The organism is Sunxiuqinia indica, from assembly GCF_009847015.1.
GTDB classification, from domain to species: Bacteria; Bacteroidota; Bacteroidia; order Bacteroidales; family Prolixibacteraceae; genus Sunxiuqinia; species Sunxiuqinia indica.
Window position 1 is genome coordinate 80,157 of the sequence record NZ_WVEM01000010.1, and the last position, 18,245, is coordinate 98,401.

General features: G+C 43.1%; 18 protein-coding genes and 2 riboswitches. Of the genes, 16 read left to right on the forward strand and 2 right to left on the reverse strand.

The features are described 5' to 3' along the window. The first annotated feature begins 155 nt into the window (after positions 1–155). From GR929_RS15215 to GR929_RS15265, 11 genes are all read left to right on the forward strand, one after another. The gene (locus GR929_RS15215) at positions 156–608 is read left to right on the forward strand and encodes a GyrI-like domain-containing protein (RefSeq protein ID WP_159521302.1); all 453 of its coding nucleotides are present in this window, start codon (positions 156–158) and stop codon (positions 606–608) included. 142 nt (positions 609–750) lie between these two features. Next, a complete protein-coding gene (locus GR929_RS15220) occupies positions 751–1,098 on the forward strand; it encodes a DUF3795 domain-containing protein (protein WP_159521304.1) in 348 nt (115 codons plus the stop codon). Positions 1,099–1,225: 127 nt separating this feature from the next. Further along, positions 1,226–2,179: a helix-turn-helix transcriptional regulator gene (locus GR929_RS15225; protein WP_159521306.1), complete on the forward strand. Its 954-nt coding sequence runs from the start codon at positions 1,226–1,228 to the stop codon at positions 2,177–2,179. 167 nt (positions 2,180–2,346) lie between these two features. Further along, positions 2,347–3,966 (forward strand): BCCT family transporter, encoded by a 1,620-nt coding sequence (locus GR929_RS15230; protein ID WP_159521308.1) that lies wholly within the window; start codon positions 2,347–2,349, stop codon positions 3,964–3,966. 23 nt (positions 3,967–3,989) lie between these two features. Beyond that, positions 3,990–4,910, forward strand: coding sequence for a universal stress protein (locus GR929_RS15235; protein ID WP_159521310.1), 921 nt, complete (start codon positions 3,990–3,992; stop codon positions 4,908–4,910). 18 nt (positions 4,911–4,928) lie between these two features. After that, positions 4,929–5,813 (forward strand): glycine betaine ABC transporter substrate-binding protein, encoded by an 885-nt coding sequence (locus tag GR929_RS15240; protein WP_159521312.1) that lies wholly within the window; start codon positions 4,929–4,931, stop codon positions 5,811–5,813. Positions 5,814–5,952: 139 nt separating this feature from the next. Further along, positions 5,953–6,300: a DsrE family protein gene (locus tag GR929_RS15245; protein ID WP_159521314.1), complete on the forward strand. Its 348-nt coding sequence runs from the start codon at positions 5,953–5,955 to the stop codon at positions 6,298–6,300. A 298-nt stretch (positions 6,301–6,598) separates the two neighbouring features. Further along, positions 6,599–6,800: riboswitch (cobalamin riboswitch) on the forward strand. 83 nt (positions 6,801–6,883) lie between these two features. Beyond that, positions 6,884–7,711, forward strand: coding sequence for an ABC transporter substrate-binding protein (locus GR929_RS15250; RefSeq protein ID WP_159521316.1), 828 nt, complete (start codon positions 6,884–6,886; stop codon positions 7,709–7,711). After that, entirely contained in the window at positions 7,708–8,235 is a 528-nt protein-coding gene (locus GR929_RS15255; protein ID WP_159521317.1) for a cob(I)yrinic acid a,c-diamide adenosyltransferase, read from the forward strand. Before GR929_RS15250 ends, GR929_RS15255 begins: the two co-directional genes overlap by 4 nt. 66 nt (positions 8,236–8,301) lie before the next feature. After that, a complete protein-coding gene (locus GR929_RS15260; RefSeq protein ID WP_201301033.1) occupies positions 8,302–9,321 on the forward strand; it encodes a FecCD family ABC transporter permease in 1,020 nt (339 codons plus the stop codon). A 1-nt stretch (position 9,322) separates the two neighbouring features. Then, positions 9,323–10,126, forward strand: coding sequence for an ABC transporter ATP-binding protein (locus tag GR929_RS15265; protein WP_159521319.1), 804 nt, complete (start codon positions 9,323–9,325; stop codon positions 10,124–10,126). A 14-nt stretch (positions 10,127–10,140) separates the two neighbouring features. On the opposite strand, the gene GR929_RS15270 is transcribed toward GR929_RS15265, so the two are convergent. Further along, positions 10,141–11,106: a FecR family protein gene (locus tag GR929_RS15270; protein ID WP_159521321.1), complete on the reverse strand. Its 966-nt coding sequence runs from the start codon at positions 11,104–11,106 to the stop codon at positions 10,141–10,143. A 56-nt stretch (positions 11,107–11,162) separates the two neighbouring features. After that, complete coding sequence (locus GR929_RS15275) at positions 11,163–11,687, reverse strand: RNA polymerase sigma-70 factor (RefSeq protein ID WP_159521323.1); 525 nt, start codon at positions 11,685–11,687, stop codon at positions 11,163–11,165. A gap of 163 nt (positions 11,688–11,850) precedes the next feature. On the opposite strand from GR929_RS15275, the gene GR929_RS15280 reads away from it, so the two are divergent. The 5 genes from GR929_RS15280 to cobT all read left to right on the forward strand — a co-directional run bounded on the left by GR929_RS15280 (position 11,851) and on the right by cobT (position 18,202). After that, a complete protein-coding gene (locus GR929_RS15280) occupies positions 11,851–13,044 on the forward strand; it encodes a hypothetical protein (RefSeq protein WP_159521325.1) in 1,194 nt (397 codons plus the stop codon). A gap of 37 nt (positions 13,045–13,081) precedes the next feature. Then, a riboswitch (cobalamin riboswitch) is annotated at positions 13,082–13,286 on the forward strand. An 87-nt stretch (positions 13,287–13,373) separates the two neighbouring features. Then, the gene (locus GR929_RS22235; protein WP_159521327.1) at positions 13,374–15,314 is read left to right on the forward strand and encodes a TonB-dependent receptor; all 1,941 of its coding nucleotides are present in this window, start codon (positions 13,374–13,376) and stop codon (positions 15,312–15,314) included. A gap of 11 nt (positions 15,315–15,325) precedes the next feature. Further along, on the forward strand, positions 15,326–16,405 hold the full coding sequence (locus GR929_RS15290; RefSeq protein WP_159521329.1) for an NHL repeat-containing protein: 1,080 nt from the start codon (positions 15,326–15,328) through the stop codon (positions 16,403–16,405). A 174-nt stretch (positions 16,406–16,579) separates the two neighbouring features. Beyond that, complete coding sequence (gene cobU / locus GR929_RS15295) at positions 16,580–17,092, forward strand: bifunctional adenosylcobinamide kinase/adenosylcobinamide-phosphate guanylyltransferase (protein WP_159521331.1); 513 nt, start codon at positions 16,580–16,582, stop codon at positions 17,090–17,092. Between the two features lie 78 nt (positions 17,093–17,170). Continuing rightward, a complete protein-coding gene (gene cobT, locus GR929_RS15300; protein ID WP_159521333.1) occupies positions 17,171–18,202 on the forward strand; it encodes a nicotinate-nucleotide--dimethylbenzimidazole phosphoribosyltransferase in 1,032 nt (343 codons plus the stop codon). Positions 18,203–18,245: the final 43 nt, after the last annotated feature.

Below are 18,245 nucleotides of genomic sequence, written 5' to 3' on the forward strand. Positions count from 1 at the left end.
TTTTGTAAAAACATACTGACATACTGTTGTCACTTGTTGCCGTTTTCTTTGTGGAAGTAAACATGAATAATTTTCAGAAATCATGAAACGGCAAGTATCTTTTCAAGTATTCTACTTATCGTTTCTTTTTATTAATTAATCAATCCTCAAATGCCATGGAGAAAAAAACGATCGAAAAGCAAACTGTACTGATGTACTCAACGACAACAACACTTGCAACACTTATGAGTGATGCGGGAGAGATTCCAAGGGAAATTGAATCAAAAGCTCGCGAATTGGGACTTGAAATTACTGCGCCCCCGGTTTGGCAGTATGTTGGCGTAGACGGAAAACCGGATACCCGATTTAACATGGATATCTGTTTGCCGGTAAATGGAGCGAAGGGAAATGCGGGCAAGTTTCGTTTTGTAGAGCTTCCTGAAATCAACTGCATTACCGAAATCCATAAAGGTAGTTGGTACAAATTGGCCGACACTTATAATCAGGTTTTTGGTGAAATGAGTCGCAAAGGAATTGTTCCGGCCGGAGCAAGTCGCGAGGTTTATCATACCTGCGATTTCGAAAATGAAGCCAATAATGTAACGGAAATTCAGGTGATTATTCAATAAGAATCGCCTTAGTTGATGAACCGTCTTTGCGAGAAGGTACGACGAAGCAATCTGTTGATAATCATTTCTACAGATTGCTTCGTTTCACTCGCAATGACGGTTTGGATTTTGTAAATAGTACAAACGTTTAAAACCACGAACCATGAATCGCTTGTCACAAGCCAATCTTCAGTTAGTTTCCAAATGCGGGCTGTATTGCGGAAACTGCAAAAAGTATATAAGTAGCAAATGCAGCGGTTGCGAAGCCAATGAAAAAGCAAGTTGGTGTAAAGTCCGCGCTTGCTGTGTGGAGAATGGCTATGATTCCTGTGCCGATTGCACCACAACCAATCCACGCGAATGCAAGAAGTTTAACAATTTTATTTCCTCATTTTTCGAGCTTTTATTCCGCTCCGACCGCAAGGCCTCCATCGATTTCATCCGCGAAAATAGCCGCGAATCGTTCATCCATTTAATGATTGATGAGAAGAGGATGTCCATAAAAAAATAGAAGCTACAAGTTGCAAGCTTCAAGCCTCAGGCGGGCAAGTAGTCTTTGCTATTTCCTTGTATTTTGAAGCTTTTTACTATTTTGCACTCATGTGCTTCGAACTTATGAATTTTGTACTTATTGAACCATGAACCGCACCAATCGTCTCAATGCCATATTGATTCAGCTGCAAAGCAAGCGTGTTGTAAAGGCGCGGGAAATAGCAGACCGCTTTGAGATTAGCTTGCGAACCGTGTATCGCGATATTCGTGCGTTGGAGGAAGCCGGTGTTCCTATTGGAGCAGAAGCCGGAGTGGGGTACTTTTTACAAGAGAGTTATCACTTGCCTCCGGTCATGTTTACCAGCGATGAAGCTTCTGCCTTGTTGTTTGGCGAAAAGCTGGTTGGGAAAATGAGTGATGAAAAGATTAAGTCAGATTTCTGCTCAGCGCTATACAAGGTAAAAGCTATTCTGAAGCCTTCGGAAAAGGATTACCTGGAGAAACTGCACGAGCACGTGGAAGTTTATAATTACCATTCGATGGGCGACCGTTTTCGTTTACTTTATCTGAACGAGATCCAACAAGCTCTGGTAAGTAAACAAGTACTTCAAATTAAGTATGAATCGAAGCATGCCGAAGAAGCCGTTTTGCGCCGGGTAGAACCCATTGGTTTGTGCAATTACAGCTCGCGCTGGCATTTGCTGGCCTGGTGCCAGTTGCGAAAAGACTACCGCGACTTCCGGCTCGACCGTATTGCAGACTTGCAGTTAACTCCAGAACACTTCAAAGGCAAGCAACACATAAGCATTCGGGAGTACATGGCACAAAATGCTATGATCGCATCCGAAGCCAATATTACGCTGCTCGTTCCCAAATCCAGACAGAAATTGATTGATGAGTCGAAATACTGGTATGGATTTCTTACCGAAGAAGATGCAGGAGATCGGGTTCGCATGCAATTTTCAAACAGCGATTTGCGTGGATTTGCTATTTGGATGCTGAATACCGGGAGCCATGCGCAGGTAGAATTTCCTTTGGAATTGCAGGAAATCGTCACCGGTTACGTGAATGACATGATTAAAACGTACAGAAAAGATTGATTTTTAGTTTAAGTTAGTTTTACCATTTGCGTGGCAACTGTTTGTTAACTAGTGTTTAAGGTTGTCGGGTTTAAATCATTTTTGTGATAGCCCTTCAATTTTCCTATATTCACGCTACAACCAAAGAGAAGCGATCTTCTGATAATGTAAATTTTAAAAACTTCAATATGGCAGAAAAAGAAGAAGAGTACGAGATCAATCCTGAGTTAAAATCCACCAAAAAATATTTTGATGTTGACGGCCCTGTTTTTTGGCCGTCGGCTATTGTAGTTGTTCTATTTATTGCTGTTACTCTAATTGTAGGAGAACCGATGGCAGAGATTTTTAGTACGATTCAAAATTCAATCTCCGAGGGCGGTGGTTGGTTTTTTGTGTTGGCTGTAAATTTCTTTCTGGTATTTGTGCTCTACATCGCTTTTAGCAAGTTCGGTAAAATTAAATTGGGTGGTCGACAAGCCAAGCCTGAGTTTTCCAAAGGAGCCTGGTTCGCTATGCTATTCAGTGCCGGAATGGGTATTGGTATTTTGTTCTGGAGTGTGGGTGAACCTATGAATCATTTTATCAATTCTCCTACTTCAGAAGGCCAAACCGTTGAGGCTGCCCGGATGGCCATGGAGTTGACCTTTTTACATTGGGGACTGCATGCCTGGGGTATTTATGCTTTAGTAGGAATGGCCTTGGCTTTCTTTACATTTAATCGCGGGTTGCCACTCACAATTAGTTCTGTTTTTTATCCGCTGCTTGGTAAAAGAGTAAACGGACCGATTGGTAAAATCATCAATGTGATGGCAGTAGTTGCTACCTTATTCGGATTAGCCACCTCACTCGGAATGGGAGTTCAGCAAGTGAGCGCCGGATTGGCTCATCTGTTCAATCTGCCTGATACCATCAACACCCAGGTGATTTTAATTACGTTGATTACGCTTGCTGCAACAGGTTCGGTTGTTGCAGGCTTGAGCTCTGGGGTGAAGCGCCTGAGTGAGATTAATATTGTATTGGCAGGATTATTTCTGGTATTCATCATTATTGTCGGACCAACTTTATTCATCGTCGACTCGTTTGTCCAGAACCTTGGAAGCTACGTGCAAAACTTTTTTGAGCTAAGCTTTTGGACGGAAACCTATCAGCAGTCGGATTGGCAAAATAGTTGGACGGTTTTCTACTGGGCTTGGTGGGTGAGCTGGTCACCCTTTGTAGGGATGTTTATTGCCCGTATTTCGCGTGGTCGTAGCTTAAAAGAATTTGTACTAGGGGTTCTCATAGTACCCACTTTACTAACCTTTTTATGGTTGTCGGCTTTTGGTGGAAGTGCCATGTTTTTGGAACTAAACGGGCTTGCCGACATTGCAGGAGCTGCAAAGGAAAATGTGGCAACTTCGCTGTACGTGCTTTTGGAGCAATTTCCGATTTCATCGGTGACCTCATTTGTGGGAGTCATTCTGGTGACTAGCTTTTTTGTTACCAGTTCCGACTCCGGTTCTCTGGTTGTCGACAGCTTGACGGCCGGAGGAAAGTTGGATGCACCGGTAGCTCAACGCATATTTTGGGCGCTAACCGAAGGGGCGATTGCTGCTGTATTGTTGTTGGGCGGAGGATTGCAAGCACTGCAAACAGCTGCTATTACAACAGGCTTGCCTTTTGCCATCATTCTCATTATTATTGCCTGGAGTTTACTAAAAGGGCTGCGCGGCGAGCATCTTGAAATGATGGAGCGAGTGCGGGAGCGGGAGCATAAGGACTATCAACGGATTGTTGCTGACATTCTGAAAAAAAGAGAATCGAAATAACGTTCAACATAAAACAAAATACAATGGAGAAATTAGATAATATTATGGTTTGCATGGACCTGACAGAAATGGATGATTTCTTGATCAGCTATGCCAGTTACCTGGTTGAACAAACCGACGCAAAAAAGATATATTTCCTTCACTTATTGCAAAATTACGATTTACCAGCAGAAATTTTGAGTGAGTTTCCTGATCTGAAACGGCCAATCAGCAAGGTGTTACAGGAAGAATTGGAGGAAAACGTAGCCAAGAATTTTTCGCATCAAGAAAGTATTGAAACAGAAGTGGTGGTAGAAGAAGGCGTCAAATCGGACACCTTGCTGCAATTTACCCGCGAGCACAAGATCAACCTCACGGTGTTTGGAAAAAAAGTGGGTTATCAGGGGTCAGGTGCTTTGCCTCGCCGGGTGATGCCTTTAACCCCTTCGTCTGTAATATTGGTTAGTGAAACAGTGTTTCCCAAGATTGAGAAGATTATGGTGCGGATCGATTTTTCCAAGATGTCGGAAATTGCTATGAAGACGGCTATTCAGCTTTCTGAATATACGGGAGCTCAATTGATTGCGCTTCATGCCTACAGAATTCCAATCAGCCATTTTCCACAATATTCACACGATGACGAAAAGCGCCTACAGCAAAAAATGACCAAACATAGTGAGAAGGAATACGAAAAATTCATGAAGAAACTGAAGCTCGATCCGAAAGCCATTCCCTGTGCATTCCTGTATGACCGGAATTACCAGGAGGCGCAATTGCTTTATCACTATGGCTTGAAAAATCATGTTGACTTGATCATGATCGGATCCAAAATTAAGTCGGAACTGGCCAACGTGATTCTTGACCGAACCTCGGAAGAATTGGCAGAGGTGGAAAAGAATATCCCTGTACTGATCGTGAAGGATCGTAAGCAAACTCTTGGATTCCTGGAAGCTTTATTTGATTAACCGAAAAAAAACAAATGTATGATCCGTAAAACAAAGAATAGTCTTATCGCATGCTGTGTGTTGTTAATGTTGGCTGCTTGTACTTCGCAATCAGGTAATCAAAAGAGTGAAGACCGAAAAGTAAAACTGGTTTATACTGATTGGTCGGAAGCGGTGGCCTTAACGAACCTGGCGAAAATTTTACTTGAAGAACAGATGGATATCGAGGTTCAAGCGAAACTCACAGACGTGGAAGAAGCCTATGCCGAAGTTGCCAGTGGAAAATCGGATGTGTTTGCCGATGCTTGGTTACCCGAAACTCATCGTAGCTATCTGGAAACATATACGGGAAAGATTGAAATGCTTTCAATTATTTATCCACATGCCCGAACAGGTCTGGTTGTTCCAGACTATAGCCAGTACCAATCGATTAATGATTTGAAAGGTTCCGATGTACCGATTATTGGAATTGATGCCGGAGCTGGTATCATGGCTCAGGCACGCCAAGCGATTGAGCAATATGAGTTGGAGGGTATTCAGCTGAAAGACTTGTCGGAGCAGGAAATGACTGACCAATTTTCGGATGCTTTTAAGCGCCGCGAAGAGATAGTCATTACCGGGTGGGAGCCTCATTGGCTGTTTGATCGTTTCGAGGTGCGCTTTCTGAATGATCCGCGGTCGGTATTCGGTATTCAGGAGAATATCTATGCGATCGGTACTAGCGGGCTCGAAGAGCGATTGCCTCATGTGGTACGCTTCTTCGAACGTATGCAGCTTTCTGAACAGCAAATCAACAGTCTCATCTATTATATGAATAGTGAAGCAGATCCGGAAGATGGCGTGCGCGAATGGATGCACAAGAATGAATACATCGTCAATCAATGGGTGAAAGACTTAAAACCTGAGCGCAAAAAGATTATGTAAGTGTAAGGGAGCGCGTTGGATGAGCGATTATCTTTGCTCAAAAAGCAAATGAAACGAGCATGTAAAAATATTCCCACACAGAAGCGTGATTATTTTAAGCGAGTTCCATGTGTTGCAAAAAATAAACAATTATAAACACATGAAAACCTTTAAAAACCTTTTAGTACAAGTTACTCAAAATGGCATGGGAAGCGGAGATACGGCGTTGGGCCTTCAGCTTATCGAAAACTATTTCACACTTGTTAGTGAGGAAAGTGTTTTACCTCAGGTAATTGCCTTTTACAATGGTGGAGTAAAATTGTTGGCAGCTGAATCGCCTGTCGTGTCTGTTCTGAAATTGTTGGAGCAAAGAGGAGTTCGACTAGTTGCTTGTAAAACCTGCTTGAAGCATTTTGGACTTATAGACAAAACAGCAGTCGGTATTCCCGGAACAATGGCAGATATTATTGAACTTCAGAAAGTTGCGGATAAGGTGGTGAGTCTTTAATCACACTGTGGAAGGGTAAAGTAAAAGCAGGTACTTTTTTTCAGTCGCTTTCTATCCATATTTTGCCAACGAGCATTTCCACGTAGGCTTTTGAAATGGAGAGCCCTAATCCAGCACCTTCGTAGTTTTTTTTTTAGGTGAGTTTATTTGTACAAACCGTCCAAAGACTGTTTTATTTTTCTCAGGAGGAATCCCGATCCCTGTATCTTGCACGTAAAATTCAAAAGAACGGTCTTTTATTGTGTATTCACAAATAAGCGCTTTAATTCAAATTGTACTGTTGCCAAATAATTTTTTACTTTTGCGTTGTTGTGGTGGCCAGCTTTTCGTTTATCGGAAAGTGCCTTAATAAGGGAATCCGGTGTAAATCCGGAGCAGTCCCCGCTGCTGTAAGCCTTGAGAGATCTTTTTGAAACCCCAGCCACTGTCTGCTATTGACGGACGGGAAGGCATCAAAAAGGAAGGTGAGCCAGAAGACCTGCCAGCAACAGATTGTTTAACCGGATCTTCGGGAAAAAAGATCGTCGGGAACGCTGTTCCTGCCAATTCAATTTCTCTGAGGCTAAAATGCCCAATAAAAAGAATGAAAAAGAAAGCGACTTATTTTCTAACGTCGGTGTTTATTCTCGTTATAGTTGTGACTGCACAGGCACAAACACCAGAACGTATTATTTCATTGGCGCCCTCGCTCACCAAAAACCTGTATTTGCTGGGAGCTGAAGATTTATTGGTGGGGTGCACCAGCTATTGTGTGTTGCAAAGTGAAACCGATGCTGATGTGGTCGCCTCAGCGGTTCAGGTGAATTATGAAAAGGCGGTGATATTAAAACCCGATTTGGTGATCACCACCTCGTTGACCAAGCCCAAGACGATTGAAACATTCAGAAAACTGGGTGTGCAAGTGCACGAATTCCCGACGCCCCAATCGTTTGAGGAAATCTGTAGTCAGTTTGTGGATTTGGGCGAGTTGATTGGGAAAAAAGCCCTGGCCACTGAAATCATTGCCGAGGCGAAAGCGCATATTGAAACAATCAAGAAAAAAGTTCCCGAAGATCAACCCAGGCAGAAAATCTTTATGCAGATTGGCGCGAATCCACTTTTTGCCGTGGTGCCGCATACCTTTATGAATGACTTTGTGCGCTTTTCGGGAACCGAAAATATCGCCTCTGATTTGTCGGTTGGGAGTATTAATCGGGAGACGATTTTGGTTCGCAATCCTGATGTGATTATCGTGGTGTTGATGGGATCACTTGGCGCAGAAGAAAAGGATCGCTGGGAGGAATTTGACTCCCTGAGCGCCGTGCAAAAAGACCAGGTGTTTATTGTGAATGCCGATAAAACCTGCAGTCCGACCCCGCTTTCATTTGTTGAGGCGTTGGACGAAATCATCAGCTTAATTTACGAGAAATGAAAAAAGGACTAGTACATATTTACACCGGCACCGGTAAGGGCAAAACAACGGCTTCGGTAGGATTGGCGACACGAGCACTGGGGCAGGGATTGAAAGTGGTATATGCCCATTTTATGAAACGACCTGAGTTGTATGGCTACCATGAAATCGATAGCCTGAAAAAATTGGGGGCGACTGTCATGGGATTTACCGATGGACATCCGAACTTCAACAAAGAAGTGACTCCCGAACAGCTGAGGGAGCAACTTGCAGAGGCCTTAGTGTATTTAGCAGGGCTTTGTCAGTCGTCAGCACCCGACCTGATGATTCTGGATGAAATCATTATTTGCGTTCGCGATGGGTTTCTGGATGAGCAGGATCTGATTAACTTTATCGATTCGAAACCAGAAACAATGGAGCTGGTATTGACTGGTCGAGGTGTAACTCCCGGACTGATTGAAAAGGCCAATTACGTATCCGAAATAAATAAAGTGAAACATCCCTTTGACGAGGGAATTCCCAGCCGGAAGGGAATTGAGTTTTAAAAAGTACATGAGTTCATTAGCAAAGAACCCGGAACTTATGGATCAATGGACGAAATAAAATAAACATTGCTGACTCAGAATAAATATTTCAAATGGATTATTGCACTGGCTGTATTGCTGGCAGTTCTGTTCGTCTCGGTAGGCATTGGCCTGTCGGTAGGAGAGCTTAAACTGGGATTAACCGATATACTCCGAATGCTCTTTCATGGCGGGGATGATGGCAGTATGGAATACATGCTGATCTCCAAAATAAGATTGCCACGTGTAATCCTGGGCATTGCCGTTGGTGGTGCATTAGGCTTGGCGGGAGTTATTTTGCAGGGGATTTACCGCAATCCGTTGGTCGAACCCTTTACCTTGGGAATTTCGGGTGGCGCATCGTTGGGTGTGGCTTTTACCATTGTGTTTGGACTTCATATCACACTGGGGTCATTCATGCTGCCGTTGTCGGGTTTTGTTGGTGCATTTGTCGTTATTTTTCTGGTGTACACGCTGAGTTCGCGTAACGGGAATATCAACATTCAAAACATGTTGCTAACCGGAGTGATGGTCAGTTTTATTGCCTCTTCGGCGATGATGTTCCTGATGGCTACCACCAGTTCCGATAACTTACATGGTATTGTATTTTGGATCATGGGCTCGCTGGATGAACCGGATACCGGACTCATTAAACTGACGTTAATCGCGAGTTTGATTGTCCTGTTTGTTTCGTACTTGTTTGTGCAACCATTGAATGCCCTTCGTTTGGGCGAAGAAAAGGCCATGCACTTGGGGTTCAACACCAATGTGGTCATTCGGGTACTGTTTGTAATGGCTTCGCTACTCGCCGGAATTTGTGTTTCGGTATCGGGAGTGATTGGCTTTGTTGGTTTGATTATTCCCCATGTATTGCGTTTGTTATTTGGTTCGGATTACCGGTTTCTACTGGTCGGTTCTTTTCTGCTGGGTGGAATTTTTTTGGTATTATCCGATGTTGTTGCCCGAACCATTATCTCTCCCAACGAACTGCCCATTGGTGTGATCACGGGCATTATTGGTGGAGTGGTTTTTTTATTGTTGATGAGTCAAAACCGGAAGAAAAGTTAGTATGGGTGAGGCTTTTTTTCATATCGATAATTTTTCATGCGGCTACCCATCGTTTAAATTGAGTGGCATTAGCTTGAGCCTGAATAAAGGTTCATTCAGTGGAATCATCGGGCCAAACGGATCGGGGAAAACGACCCTGTTCAGGGGGATAACCAGTTCCATTGCTACCTTGGAAGGCTCGATCTATCTGAAAGGAAAAAACCTGCATAAACTGTCGTTAAAGGAGCGGGCCCAAAACATTGCGATTGTCAGCCAGTTTGTGGATATCGACCAAATGAGTGTGGAGGATTACGTGTTGATGGGACGAATGCCTTATCACAATCGCTTCCAGTTTTTTGAATCGAAAGATGATTTGGGAAAAGCCCACCGCTACATGCAGCTTACCGATGTTTTTAAGCACAAGGATAAATTGATGACCGAATTGAGTGGTGGTGAGCAGCAACGGGCGGCCATTGCCCGCGCGTTAACACAGGAGCCCGAGCTACTTTTGCTGGATGAACCAACCTCGCATCTGGATATCACACACCAGGTTCGCATCCTGGATTTATTACACCGCTTGAACCAGGAAATGGGACTGACCGTGTTAATGGTTATTCATGACTTGAACCTGGCATCAGAGTATTGCGATCAACTCATGCTTTTTAACGAAGGGCAACTCTTTACCCAGGGAACCCCCGAGGAGGTGCTCACCTTTGATACCATCGAAAAAGTCTACCGAACACCGGTAATCACGCGTACCAATCCTTATTCCAATAAGCCTGTCATCTTTTTGGTGAGTGAGAAGATGATGAAGAAGTCCAAGTAGTTTGCCTGCGCAAATTACTTCCCGAATGTTTTAATATCTTCTTCATCTTTCAGTTTTATGATAATTTGATGATCCACAATGGTATAATCCATCGGAATGACCATGCTTAGCAATTTTAAAATTTCGGAAATTGAGTCGGTTGGGCTTAGGGAGACAGACACTCTGTAATTTCGAAGGTCCGGAGCTATCGTGATTTTATAAAGATATCGTTGCTCCAATACTTTAAAAAATTCTTCCAGTTTGGCATCCCGAAATTGAAGAAAAGAAGTCGTATCTACAGCTTGTTGAATACTGGTTTCTTTTGTTTCAGAGTTGTAAATCAATTCGGTATCTGGTTGTAGGTCGATGGTGTCGATAGGACATAAAAAACTGATACTTCCTTCATAAAGTTTTACTTTTGTTCTTATTCCCTCGTTCACGTAGAATGTTGTTCCATGCACCTGAATTTTTGATTCATTTAAGTTGACTGTGAACATTTTATCTGGATTGGATTTGACGAAAAAGAACGCTTCCCCATCTAACGAAACCTCACGGTCATATTTTTGAGAGGTGGTGAGTTTTGCGCCCGATTTTAAATAGATGACAGAGGAATCAGGTAAAAGGACAAAAGGGGTTGCCTCTGAGAATTGGTGGATGACGAGTTTGGGTGATGACAAGTAATAGACTAAAGTGCCCAATCCGAAGACAATTAAGAGAGCCGCCGCAATTTTGATCCAATTTGCGTTCAAATGAATTAATCCACGTTTTTCATTTTCCTTCATGATATTTTGATTAAGAGATTTCCATTGGTTTTCAACATTTATTGAGTTATACAAGTCATATGAGTCGGCAGCATCAAAGGCTTGTTTAAACTTTTTGAAGTACACTTTATGTTCATGACTTGCCTTAAGCCAGCTTTTTACCTGCAGAATCTCGTTTTCAGTTGCCGTCTTATTTAAAAAGTGAAACAGCTGCTTGTCACTTACATATTTTTTCTTCATGCTTCATTTATTAGTCGATTAAACCATGGGAACTACTTACTAAAAAGATTAGATTTTTAGAAAAATGTGAAAATGATTTGGGCCAAATATTCTCTTAATCCTGTTTTTAATTTTTTTAATGCCTTGAAAATGTGAGACTCAACTGTCCGGACAGAAATGTTTAACTCCGATGCGATTTCCTTATTCGATTTTCCTTCATTTCGGCTTTTAATGAAAATGATTTGACATTGTTGCGGGAGGCAACTCACAATTTCATAAACTTTGTTTTCCAGTTCTGCCAAATCATAGAAATTTTGCATTTCAACCGGTTGGCACCTTGATCGAAGTAATTCAAAGTATTGCTTTTGTGTTCTTTCTTTTTTTATCAGGTCTAAACTTTTATAGAAGACGGCCTTTCTCAGGTAGGGGTAAATATTTTCGTTTATTTCCTTACTGTCAAGGTTTTCGTATAGATCAAGGAATACTTGCTGAACTACGTCTTGAGCTTTGTCCATATCATTTAAACATCGATAGGAGATTATACAGAGCCTTTTGAAATAGCGATAATAGGTTTGTTTAAAATTGGAATGGCTTATTTTCATTTTTAATCATCAGGGTTGACAGAACTAGTTTTGAATAAAGATAGGAATTAAAGAAGGATGGAAACGAGCTGTTTTTTCAAAAATTAGGATTTGACTAGGTGAACTTAAGCCATGAATGATCTAAATTGTATCATTAACTGTTTTAAGCTAAAAACGGAGATGCATGCGACTAGTTTTACTTTCTTTCCCAATGATAGCGATTTTTCTGACATCACTTAGGGCTTATCCTGTGACTTATGAAACGATGGAGCAAGACCAACGCGATACCACTCTGGTTAACCAGTTTTTCGGGTTGTTTGATGCCGAAGAAGGAGCAGATATTCCCGAAGCTCAGCGATCGAAGCGCAAGCAGGTAGATGAGTTACTAAAAGCGCTTACCAAGCGGGATGGGCAACTCCAGTTCAATGGCGTGGCTACAGCGAGTTTCCAGGTAGAGCCTCAGTCGAATGCGAACTACCAGGCGGTGGGGTCGTTCGACATATTCGCCTTCACCAGCTTTGGACAACACACCATTTTGTTTTTCGACCTCGAAGCCATTGGAGGTGATGGTCCCGATCAGTTAATTCCTAATTTGAGCGGATTGAATGCCGATGCCGGTTCAACACAAAGTGCAGAGGGAATTGACCAGCTGGTGGTGCTGGAAGCCTGGGCTGAGTTTCGGGCGTTGCAAGATTTGTTCACAATCAATGTCGGAAAAATTGACGTGACGAACTATTTCGATAATAACCTGCATGCTAACGACGAAACCTCACAATTTATAAGTGGTGCATTTGTCAACAACGCAGCGTTGCCTGCTCCCGTCAATGCTCCTGGTATTCGCTTTCGTACGTCTTTTGTCAATCGGTTTTATCTGCAATTGGCCTTGAGCAGTCTGGATAATTCGGGTAACGATTTGATGCGTGATCACTTCAAAATTGCCGAAACAGGCTTTAAGCTTTTTCCGCAAACCGGCTGGGAAGCCAACTTCAGGATTTATGGTTTCGAGCATCCGGCGGCTGGCCATAGCCAAGGGTTTGGGCTTTCTTTTGATGAGCTGATTGCCGGGCGGTTTACCGTTTTTGGACGTTATGGGAGAAACGAAAAGAAGCTTTCCGAGTGGTTTGGTGTTGAACAAGCCTGGAGTGCCGGAATTGGGTTTCAGCAGCTGTTTCTGAATCGCGAATTTAAACTGGGATTAGCTTTTGGTGAGACCAAACCATTTGAGCAGGAAGAACGGGAAAAAATAGCTGAACTATACATCAGCAATCAGTTCAATCAATGGGTTTTTGTTTCACCTCATTTACAGTGGATTGATCCTTTATTCCCTGATCAGAATGAGCATTACCTGGTTGGGTTACGGATTAATTTTAGTTATTGATTTTATCCAATGACCTTTTTCCAACCGAAATAATTCCTACATTTGTCACGGATTTGGTTCCAATAATCCGGCAACTGCCGGATGGGATAAATAGGGAATCCGGTTAGAATCCGGAGCTGTACCCGCAGCTGTAAGCCTTAAACAAGCTTTCTGAAACCCCAGCCACTGCTTGGTTTTGCCAAACGGGAAGGCGTCAGAAAGTAAGGTGAGCCAGAAGACCTGCCACAATCCATTATGAATATGAACAAAGGCTTCGGGAATAAAGCTAGTGAAATGTAATCGCGTATTTTTCACAAATCTTATCCTAAGCTCATTCTACTGAATTAGAAATGAGAAGGTTTATTTTATCAGGGCTATTGGCTCTTTGTGTGTTTAGTCTGTTTGCGCAGCATCATAGTCTTTCGGATACCATTGTGTTGGAAGAAGTGAGTACCTATGCGACGGTAAAGAAGTACCAGGCAGGGGCGAAAGTGGAAAGCATTTCGGCTGAGCAATTGGACATCGCCCAAGCGGGTAGTTTGAATGACCTGTTGGGACGGTTTACCCCGCTTTACTTAAAGGCAGATGCTGGCGGTTTGGCAACTATCCGTTTTCGTGGTACTTCGGCCGACCATACTTCAATTAATTTTGGAGGCATTAATATCAATTCGCTCACACTTGGGTCGTCCAACTTTTCGAGTGTCCCTATGTATTTATTTGATGATGTAGATTTACAATACGGATCTTCATCAGCTGTCAATGGCTCCGGCTCTATCGGAGGAGCAGTCTATCTGGGACTGAAGAATAATTGGACGGATGGTTTCCGCGTGCAGGCGACTGGATCATTTGCCTCATTTGGAGAACAACTCTACGGAACCAAAGTATATGTTGGTAATGGGAAGTTTGAATCAGTAACCCGACTTTACTATTTCACACGGGAAAATGATTTTACATTTCGCTATCCTCAGGATGGAAAAGAGTATACTCAACGAGGAGCCCGGATTGAGAATATGGGTCTGCTTCAGGAGTTAAACTATCGGTTCGATAGCCAGCAATGGCTGAAAACATCTATTTGGCTGGAGGACGATTGGCATGAAAAGCAGCCAGAGATGGCCTCGTCCGTTGGTGATAATCTGGTAATTTCCGGACTGGATAACGAACACATTCGCCTTTGGTCTGAATATGAAAACCGCAATCATGCGATCAATTATAAAGCAGGTGTAGGTTATGTCCGTGATGTACAAATCGACGGAGAGAATAACGAACAGAAAATAAGCACTGATCGCTTGGTTGCTGAACTTGAAGGTAAACAGGATATCACTACAAACTTTGGTTATAAAGCTGGTTTAAAGTATATGTATGTTGAGCCAGATGTATATTCCTATTCTGCGGCTGTGATTGACTATGAGCAGCGAGCAGATCTTTATGCTTCGGCATTTTACACCGCTTGGCGAAAATTGAAACTGACATTGAACTTACGACAACAATTTGTCACTGATTTTGAAGTTCCGTTTACTCCTTCAGTTGGTGCTGAATACCGACTTTACACAAATGCATTATCGATAGTCAAACTAAATGGTAATGTTTCCCGGAGCTACCGAGTTCCAACCTTTAACGATCGGTTCTGGGGAGTGCAAGGCAATCCAGACCTAAACCCGGAAAAAGGGATGAACTACGAAATGGGAATTCAATACCAGTATTGTTCCGAAGTTTTTCAAACTGACTTAAAGCTTAATGGTTTTTACATGGACGTTGATGATTGGATTGAATGGCGGCCAACGGGAACAAACGGCGATTGGGTGCCGGAAAACCGTTCGCGGGTGATTAGTAAAGGAATAGAATTCACATCAAACAGTGATTTGTTCTTCGATGGCTATGACATCAGTATTAGCTTGAACTACAGTTATAACCCAACCGAAATCAAAGAGGATGGGCTGAATCGTTTAGTCGGTAAACGACTTATTTACACCCCTGAACACATTGCGAATACCTTTATTCAATTCAAATACAACAATTGGAGCTTGTCTGTTGATGGATCATTTACAGGAGACCGTCAGGTTGATTATAGCGGAAGCATTGCCAATCCAGAGGGTAACCTTTTAGATGCATATGCCATGTTGAATTGTGGAATATCAAGGAAACTCATTGTTCTTGAGCAGCCTATTTCTCTGCGCTTTAATGTTCGTAATGTTTTAGATAACGATTACCAAAACCAGTTGAACTATGCTATGCCCGGGCGTAGTTTCCAATTAAGCTTGTCAACCGATTTGAAATTTTATAAAAACAATTAAATATATCGATTATGAAAAAACTTGTAAAATTATTGCCCTTTTTCTTAGCGTTGGTGGCTTTGGTCGCTTCTTGTTCTGATGATGATGATATTATTGATCAGAATCCGGATGAGTTGGTGAAAGGTGCCTATATCTTGAACTACGGTGGTTATTCGAACGATGCAGCATCAGTTACTAAGTATGATTACGATGCAGATCAATTGACCTCCTTCTACGATCAACAACAAAATAATGGAGCAATTATGGTTTCGGCTCCTCAATGGATTTACGAGCATGACGCCCATATTTATGTAATGGGGAATGAACCGGATCGGGTTATTATCTATGATCCACTTTTTGTGGGACAGGATACGATTACGACAGATATTGTGAAACCTCGTAATTGCATTGCTGATGGCGATTACTTATATATTGCATGTTGGGGTGGTGAAGTGTGGAATGATAATTCAATATCCTATATCGCAAAATATAACACCGTCACTAAAACGGTAGAAAGCACGATTGCCCTGCCTGGTGGGCCTGAAGGTCTTGAAGTTGCAAACGGGAAATTATATGCGGCATTAAACTACGAGAATGCAGTGGCAGTAATAGATTTGAGCTCAGAAGCTGTTTCATACATTGAAACGACAGCAGTTTGTTCCTACTTGCTGAAAGATAATTCCGGCAATCTATATGTTTCTCTTGTCGGAACTTACAGTAATCCAAGTGAGGGAGCTGGTCTTGGTTACATTAATACTGCTACGGATGAGATAACCATCTATCCGCTAACAATGAGTTCTTCTTATGCAACTATTATGGCATTAAGTAATGATAAGGCGAAGTTGTATGCGATTGGTGCATCTGGTTATCCTGTGGTAGGCGGTGTTCGTGTTTTCAATACGCAAACAAAAGAATTTGAAGAGGAGGCTTTAATTAGTGATGTTACCGGTATTAAAGGGATTTCTGTTAATCCGGAGAACGGTGATATTTATGTTTTAATCGATAATGGTTCTAATGTAAATGGTGAAATGAAGATTTACTCGGCCGACCATGAATTACAAGATACTAAAGAAGTGGGGGCTTCTCCCGCGATGACCCTCTTCCTCGACTAATTTTCTATGGAACTTGTTAAGCAAATCAGATAATCAAGTCAGCAGGAGGCAACTGAAACGTCAGTTGGCCTCTTGCTTTGTTTTAAAAGACGTGTAAAAACCCGAAACTGCGATCGAAGGGAGTCCCGATTGTTCGGGAGAATTTGGAATTTGAAACTTGGAATTTCTTAAACTATGGCCACCATCACATTTATCACCGGAGGAGCCCGGTCAGGGAAGAGCAGCTTTGCACAGCGATTGGCTGAGCAGCAATCGAAGCAGCCCGTTTACCTGGCTACCGCCCGTATTTGGGACGAGGATTTTGCCCGGCGCGTTAAACGGCATCAGGATGACCGCGATGATCGCTGGCAAACGGTTGAAGAGGAGAAGGAACTCTCGAAACATGATTTTCACCGACAAACCGTGCTGATGGATTGTGTGACCTTGTGGCTGACCAACTTTTTTCACGACAGCGATTACCAAATCGAAGTAGCCCTGGAAGCTGCCCAAGCAGAGTGGCAGAAGTTCATTGAGCAGGATATGAACCTGATCGTTGTCAGCAACGAGCTGGGGATGGGCGTTCACCCCGAAAATGAAATGGCTCGCAAGTTTGCCGACCTGCAAGGCTGGATGAATCAACACATTGCCCGGCAAGCCAAAACGGTTTACCTGATGGTATCGGGAATTGAGGTAAAAATTAAAGGATAGCGGATTCTAATTCCAAGTTTTAAATTCCATGTTTCAAATGGAGAAGAACAACAATAAATTACGATAAAAACCAATCAAATGACAACACTAAAAGACCAACTTCAACACAAAATTGATTTTAAAACCAAGCCAACCGGGTCACTCGGACGGCTTGAAGAAATTGCCCTGCAATTGGGAATGATCCAAAACACGCTATCGCCAAAACTGGAAAAGCCAAGCCTGTTGGTATTTGCGGCCGACCACGGAATAGCTGATGAAGGCGTGAGCCCTTATCCGAAAGACGTCACCTGGCAAATGGCCATGAACTTCTGTGCCGGGGGAGCGGCCATTAGCGTTTTTTGTAAGCAAAACGGCATTACGCTGAAGGTGATTGATGCCGGCGTGGATTACGATTTTCCGGCCGATGGACCAATCATTGACGCGAAAATTGCCCGGGGTTCCAAAAATATGATGATGGAGCCGGCGATGACCGTAGACGAATGTCAACTGGCGATGCAGCGTGGCGCTGAATTTGTCAAGCAGGAGGCCGAAGCCGGATGCAATACCATCGGATTTGGTGAGATGGGCATTGGCAACACCTCGCCATCGTCCTTGTTGATGCACCGCTTTATGGAGCTGCCTGTTGAGGCTTGCACCGGGAAAGGAGCCGGAGTGGAAGGCGAAGCGCTGGATCATAAAACTGCCGTTCTGAAAGCCGTTTCGGAGAAGTACAATCCGCAAACCGCACTGGAGAATCTCGCCACCTTTGGGGGACTGGAAATTGCCATGATGGTTGGCGCGATCTTAGAAGCCAGGCGCCAGCATATGGTCATCCTGATTGATGGCTTTATCGCGACAGCAGCAACCCTAACCGCTATTCAGTTTGATGAGTCGGTTCGTGATAATTGCATATTTTGCCACGCTTCGGAGGAAAAAGGGCACCAACTCATGCTGGATTTTCTAAATGCGAAACCCGTGTTGAGCCTGGGTATGCGCCTGGGAGAAGGGTCAGGGGCAGCCGTGGCCTATCCTGTGATTCAGGCCGCTGCGACGTTTATCAATGAAATGGCTAGCTTTGAAGATGCGGGCGTCTCCAATAAAGAAGAGGACACAAGCGTACAAAGCTCATAGGTCCGCGAGTCATAGAACAACTTGAAATTTGGAATGTTAAACT

Bases quoted from the DNA above. Each gene is read 5' to 3' on its own strand.
- GR929_RS22235 (WP_159521327.1), top strand. From the start codon at position 13,374: ATGAGAAGGTTTATTTTATCAGGGCTATTGGCTCTTTGTGTGTTTAGT.
- GR929_RS15270 (WP_159521321.1), bottom strand. From the start codon at position 11,106: ATGAAGAAAAAATATGTAAGTGACAAGCAGCTGTTTCACTTTTTAAAT.
- GR929_RS15245 (WP_159521314.1), top strand. From the start codon at position 5,953: ATGAAAACCTTTAAAAACCTTTTAGTACAAGTTACTCAAAATGGCATG.
- GR929_RS15255 (WP_159521317.1), top strand. From the start codon at position 7,708: ATGAAAAAAGGACTAGTACATATTTACACCGGCACCGGTAAGGGCAAA.
- GR929_RS15235 (WP_159521310.1), top strand. From the start codon at position 3,990: ATGGAGAAATTAGATAATATTATGGTTTGCATGGACCTGACAGAAATG.
- GR929_RS15220 (WP_159521304.1), top strand. From the start codon at position 751: ATGAATCGCTTGTCACAAGCCAATCTTCAGTTAGTTTCCAAATGCGGG.
- GR929_RS15250 (WP_159521316.1), top strand. From the start codon at position 6,884: ATGAAAAAGAAAGCGACTTATTTTCTAACGTCGGTGTTTATTCTCGTT.
- GR929_RS15265 (WP_159521319.1), top strand. From the start codon at position 9,323: ATGGGTGAGGCTTTTTTTCATATCGATAATTTTTCATGCGGCTACCCA.
- GR929_RS15290 (WP_159521329.1), top strand. From the start codon at position 15,326: ATGAAAAAACTTGTAAAATTATTGCCCTTTTTCTTAGCGTTGGTGGCT.
- cobU (WP_159521331.1), top strand. From the start codon at position 16,580: ATGGCCACCATCACATTTATCACCGGAGGAGCCCGGTCAGGGAAGAGC.
- GR929_RS15240 (WP_159521312.1), top strand. From the start codon at position 4,929: ATGATCCGTAAAACAAAGAATAGTCTTATCGCATGCTGTGTGTTGTTA.
- GR929_RS15225 (WP_159521306.1), top strand. From the start codon at position 1,226: ATGAACCGCACCAATCGTCTCAATGCCATATTGATTCAGCTGCAAAGC.
- GR929_RS15215 (WP_159521302.1), top strand. From the start codon at position 156: ATGGAGAAAAAAACGATCGAAAAGCAAACTGTACTGATGTACTCAACG.
- GR929_RS15280 (WP_159521325.1), top strand. From the start codon at position 11,851: ATGCGACTAGTTTTACTTTCTTTCCCAATGATAGCGATTTTTCTGACA.
- cobT (WP_159521333.1), top strand. From the start codon at position 17,171: ATGACAACACTAAAAGACCAACTTCAACACAAAATTGATTTTAAAACC.
- GR929_RS15275 (WP_159521323.1), bottom strand. From the start codon at position 11,687: ATGAAAATAAGCCATTCCAATTTTAAACAAACCTATTATCGCTATTTC.
- GR929_RS15230 (WP_159521308.1), top strand. From the start codon at position 2,347: ATGGCAGAAAAAGAAGAAGAGTACGAGATCAATCCTGAGTTAAAATCC.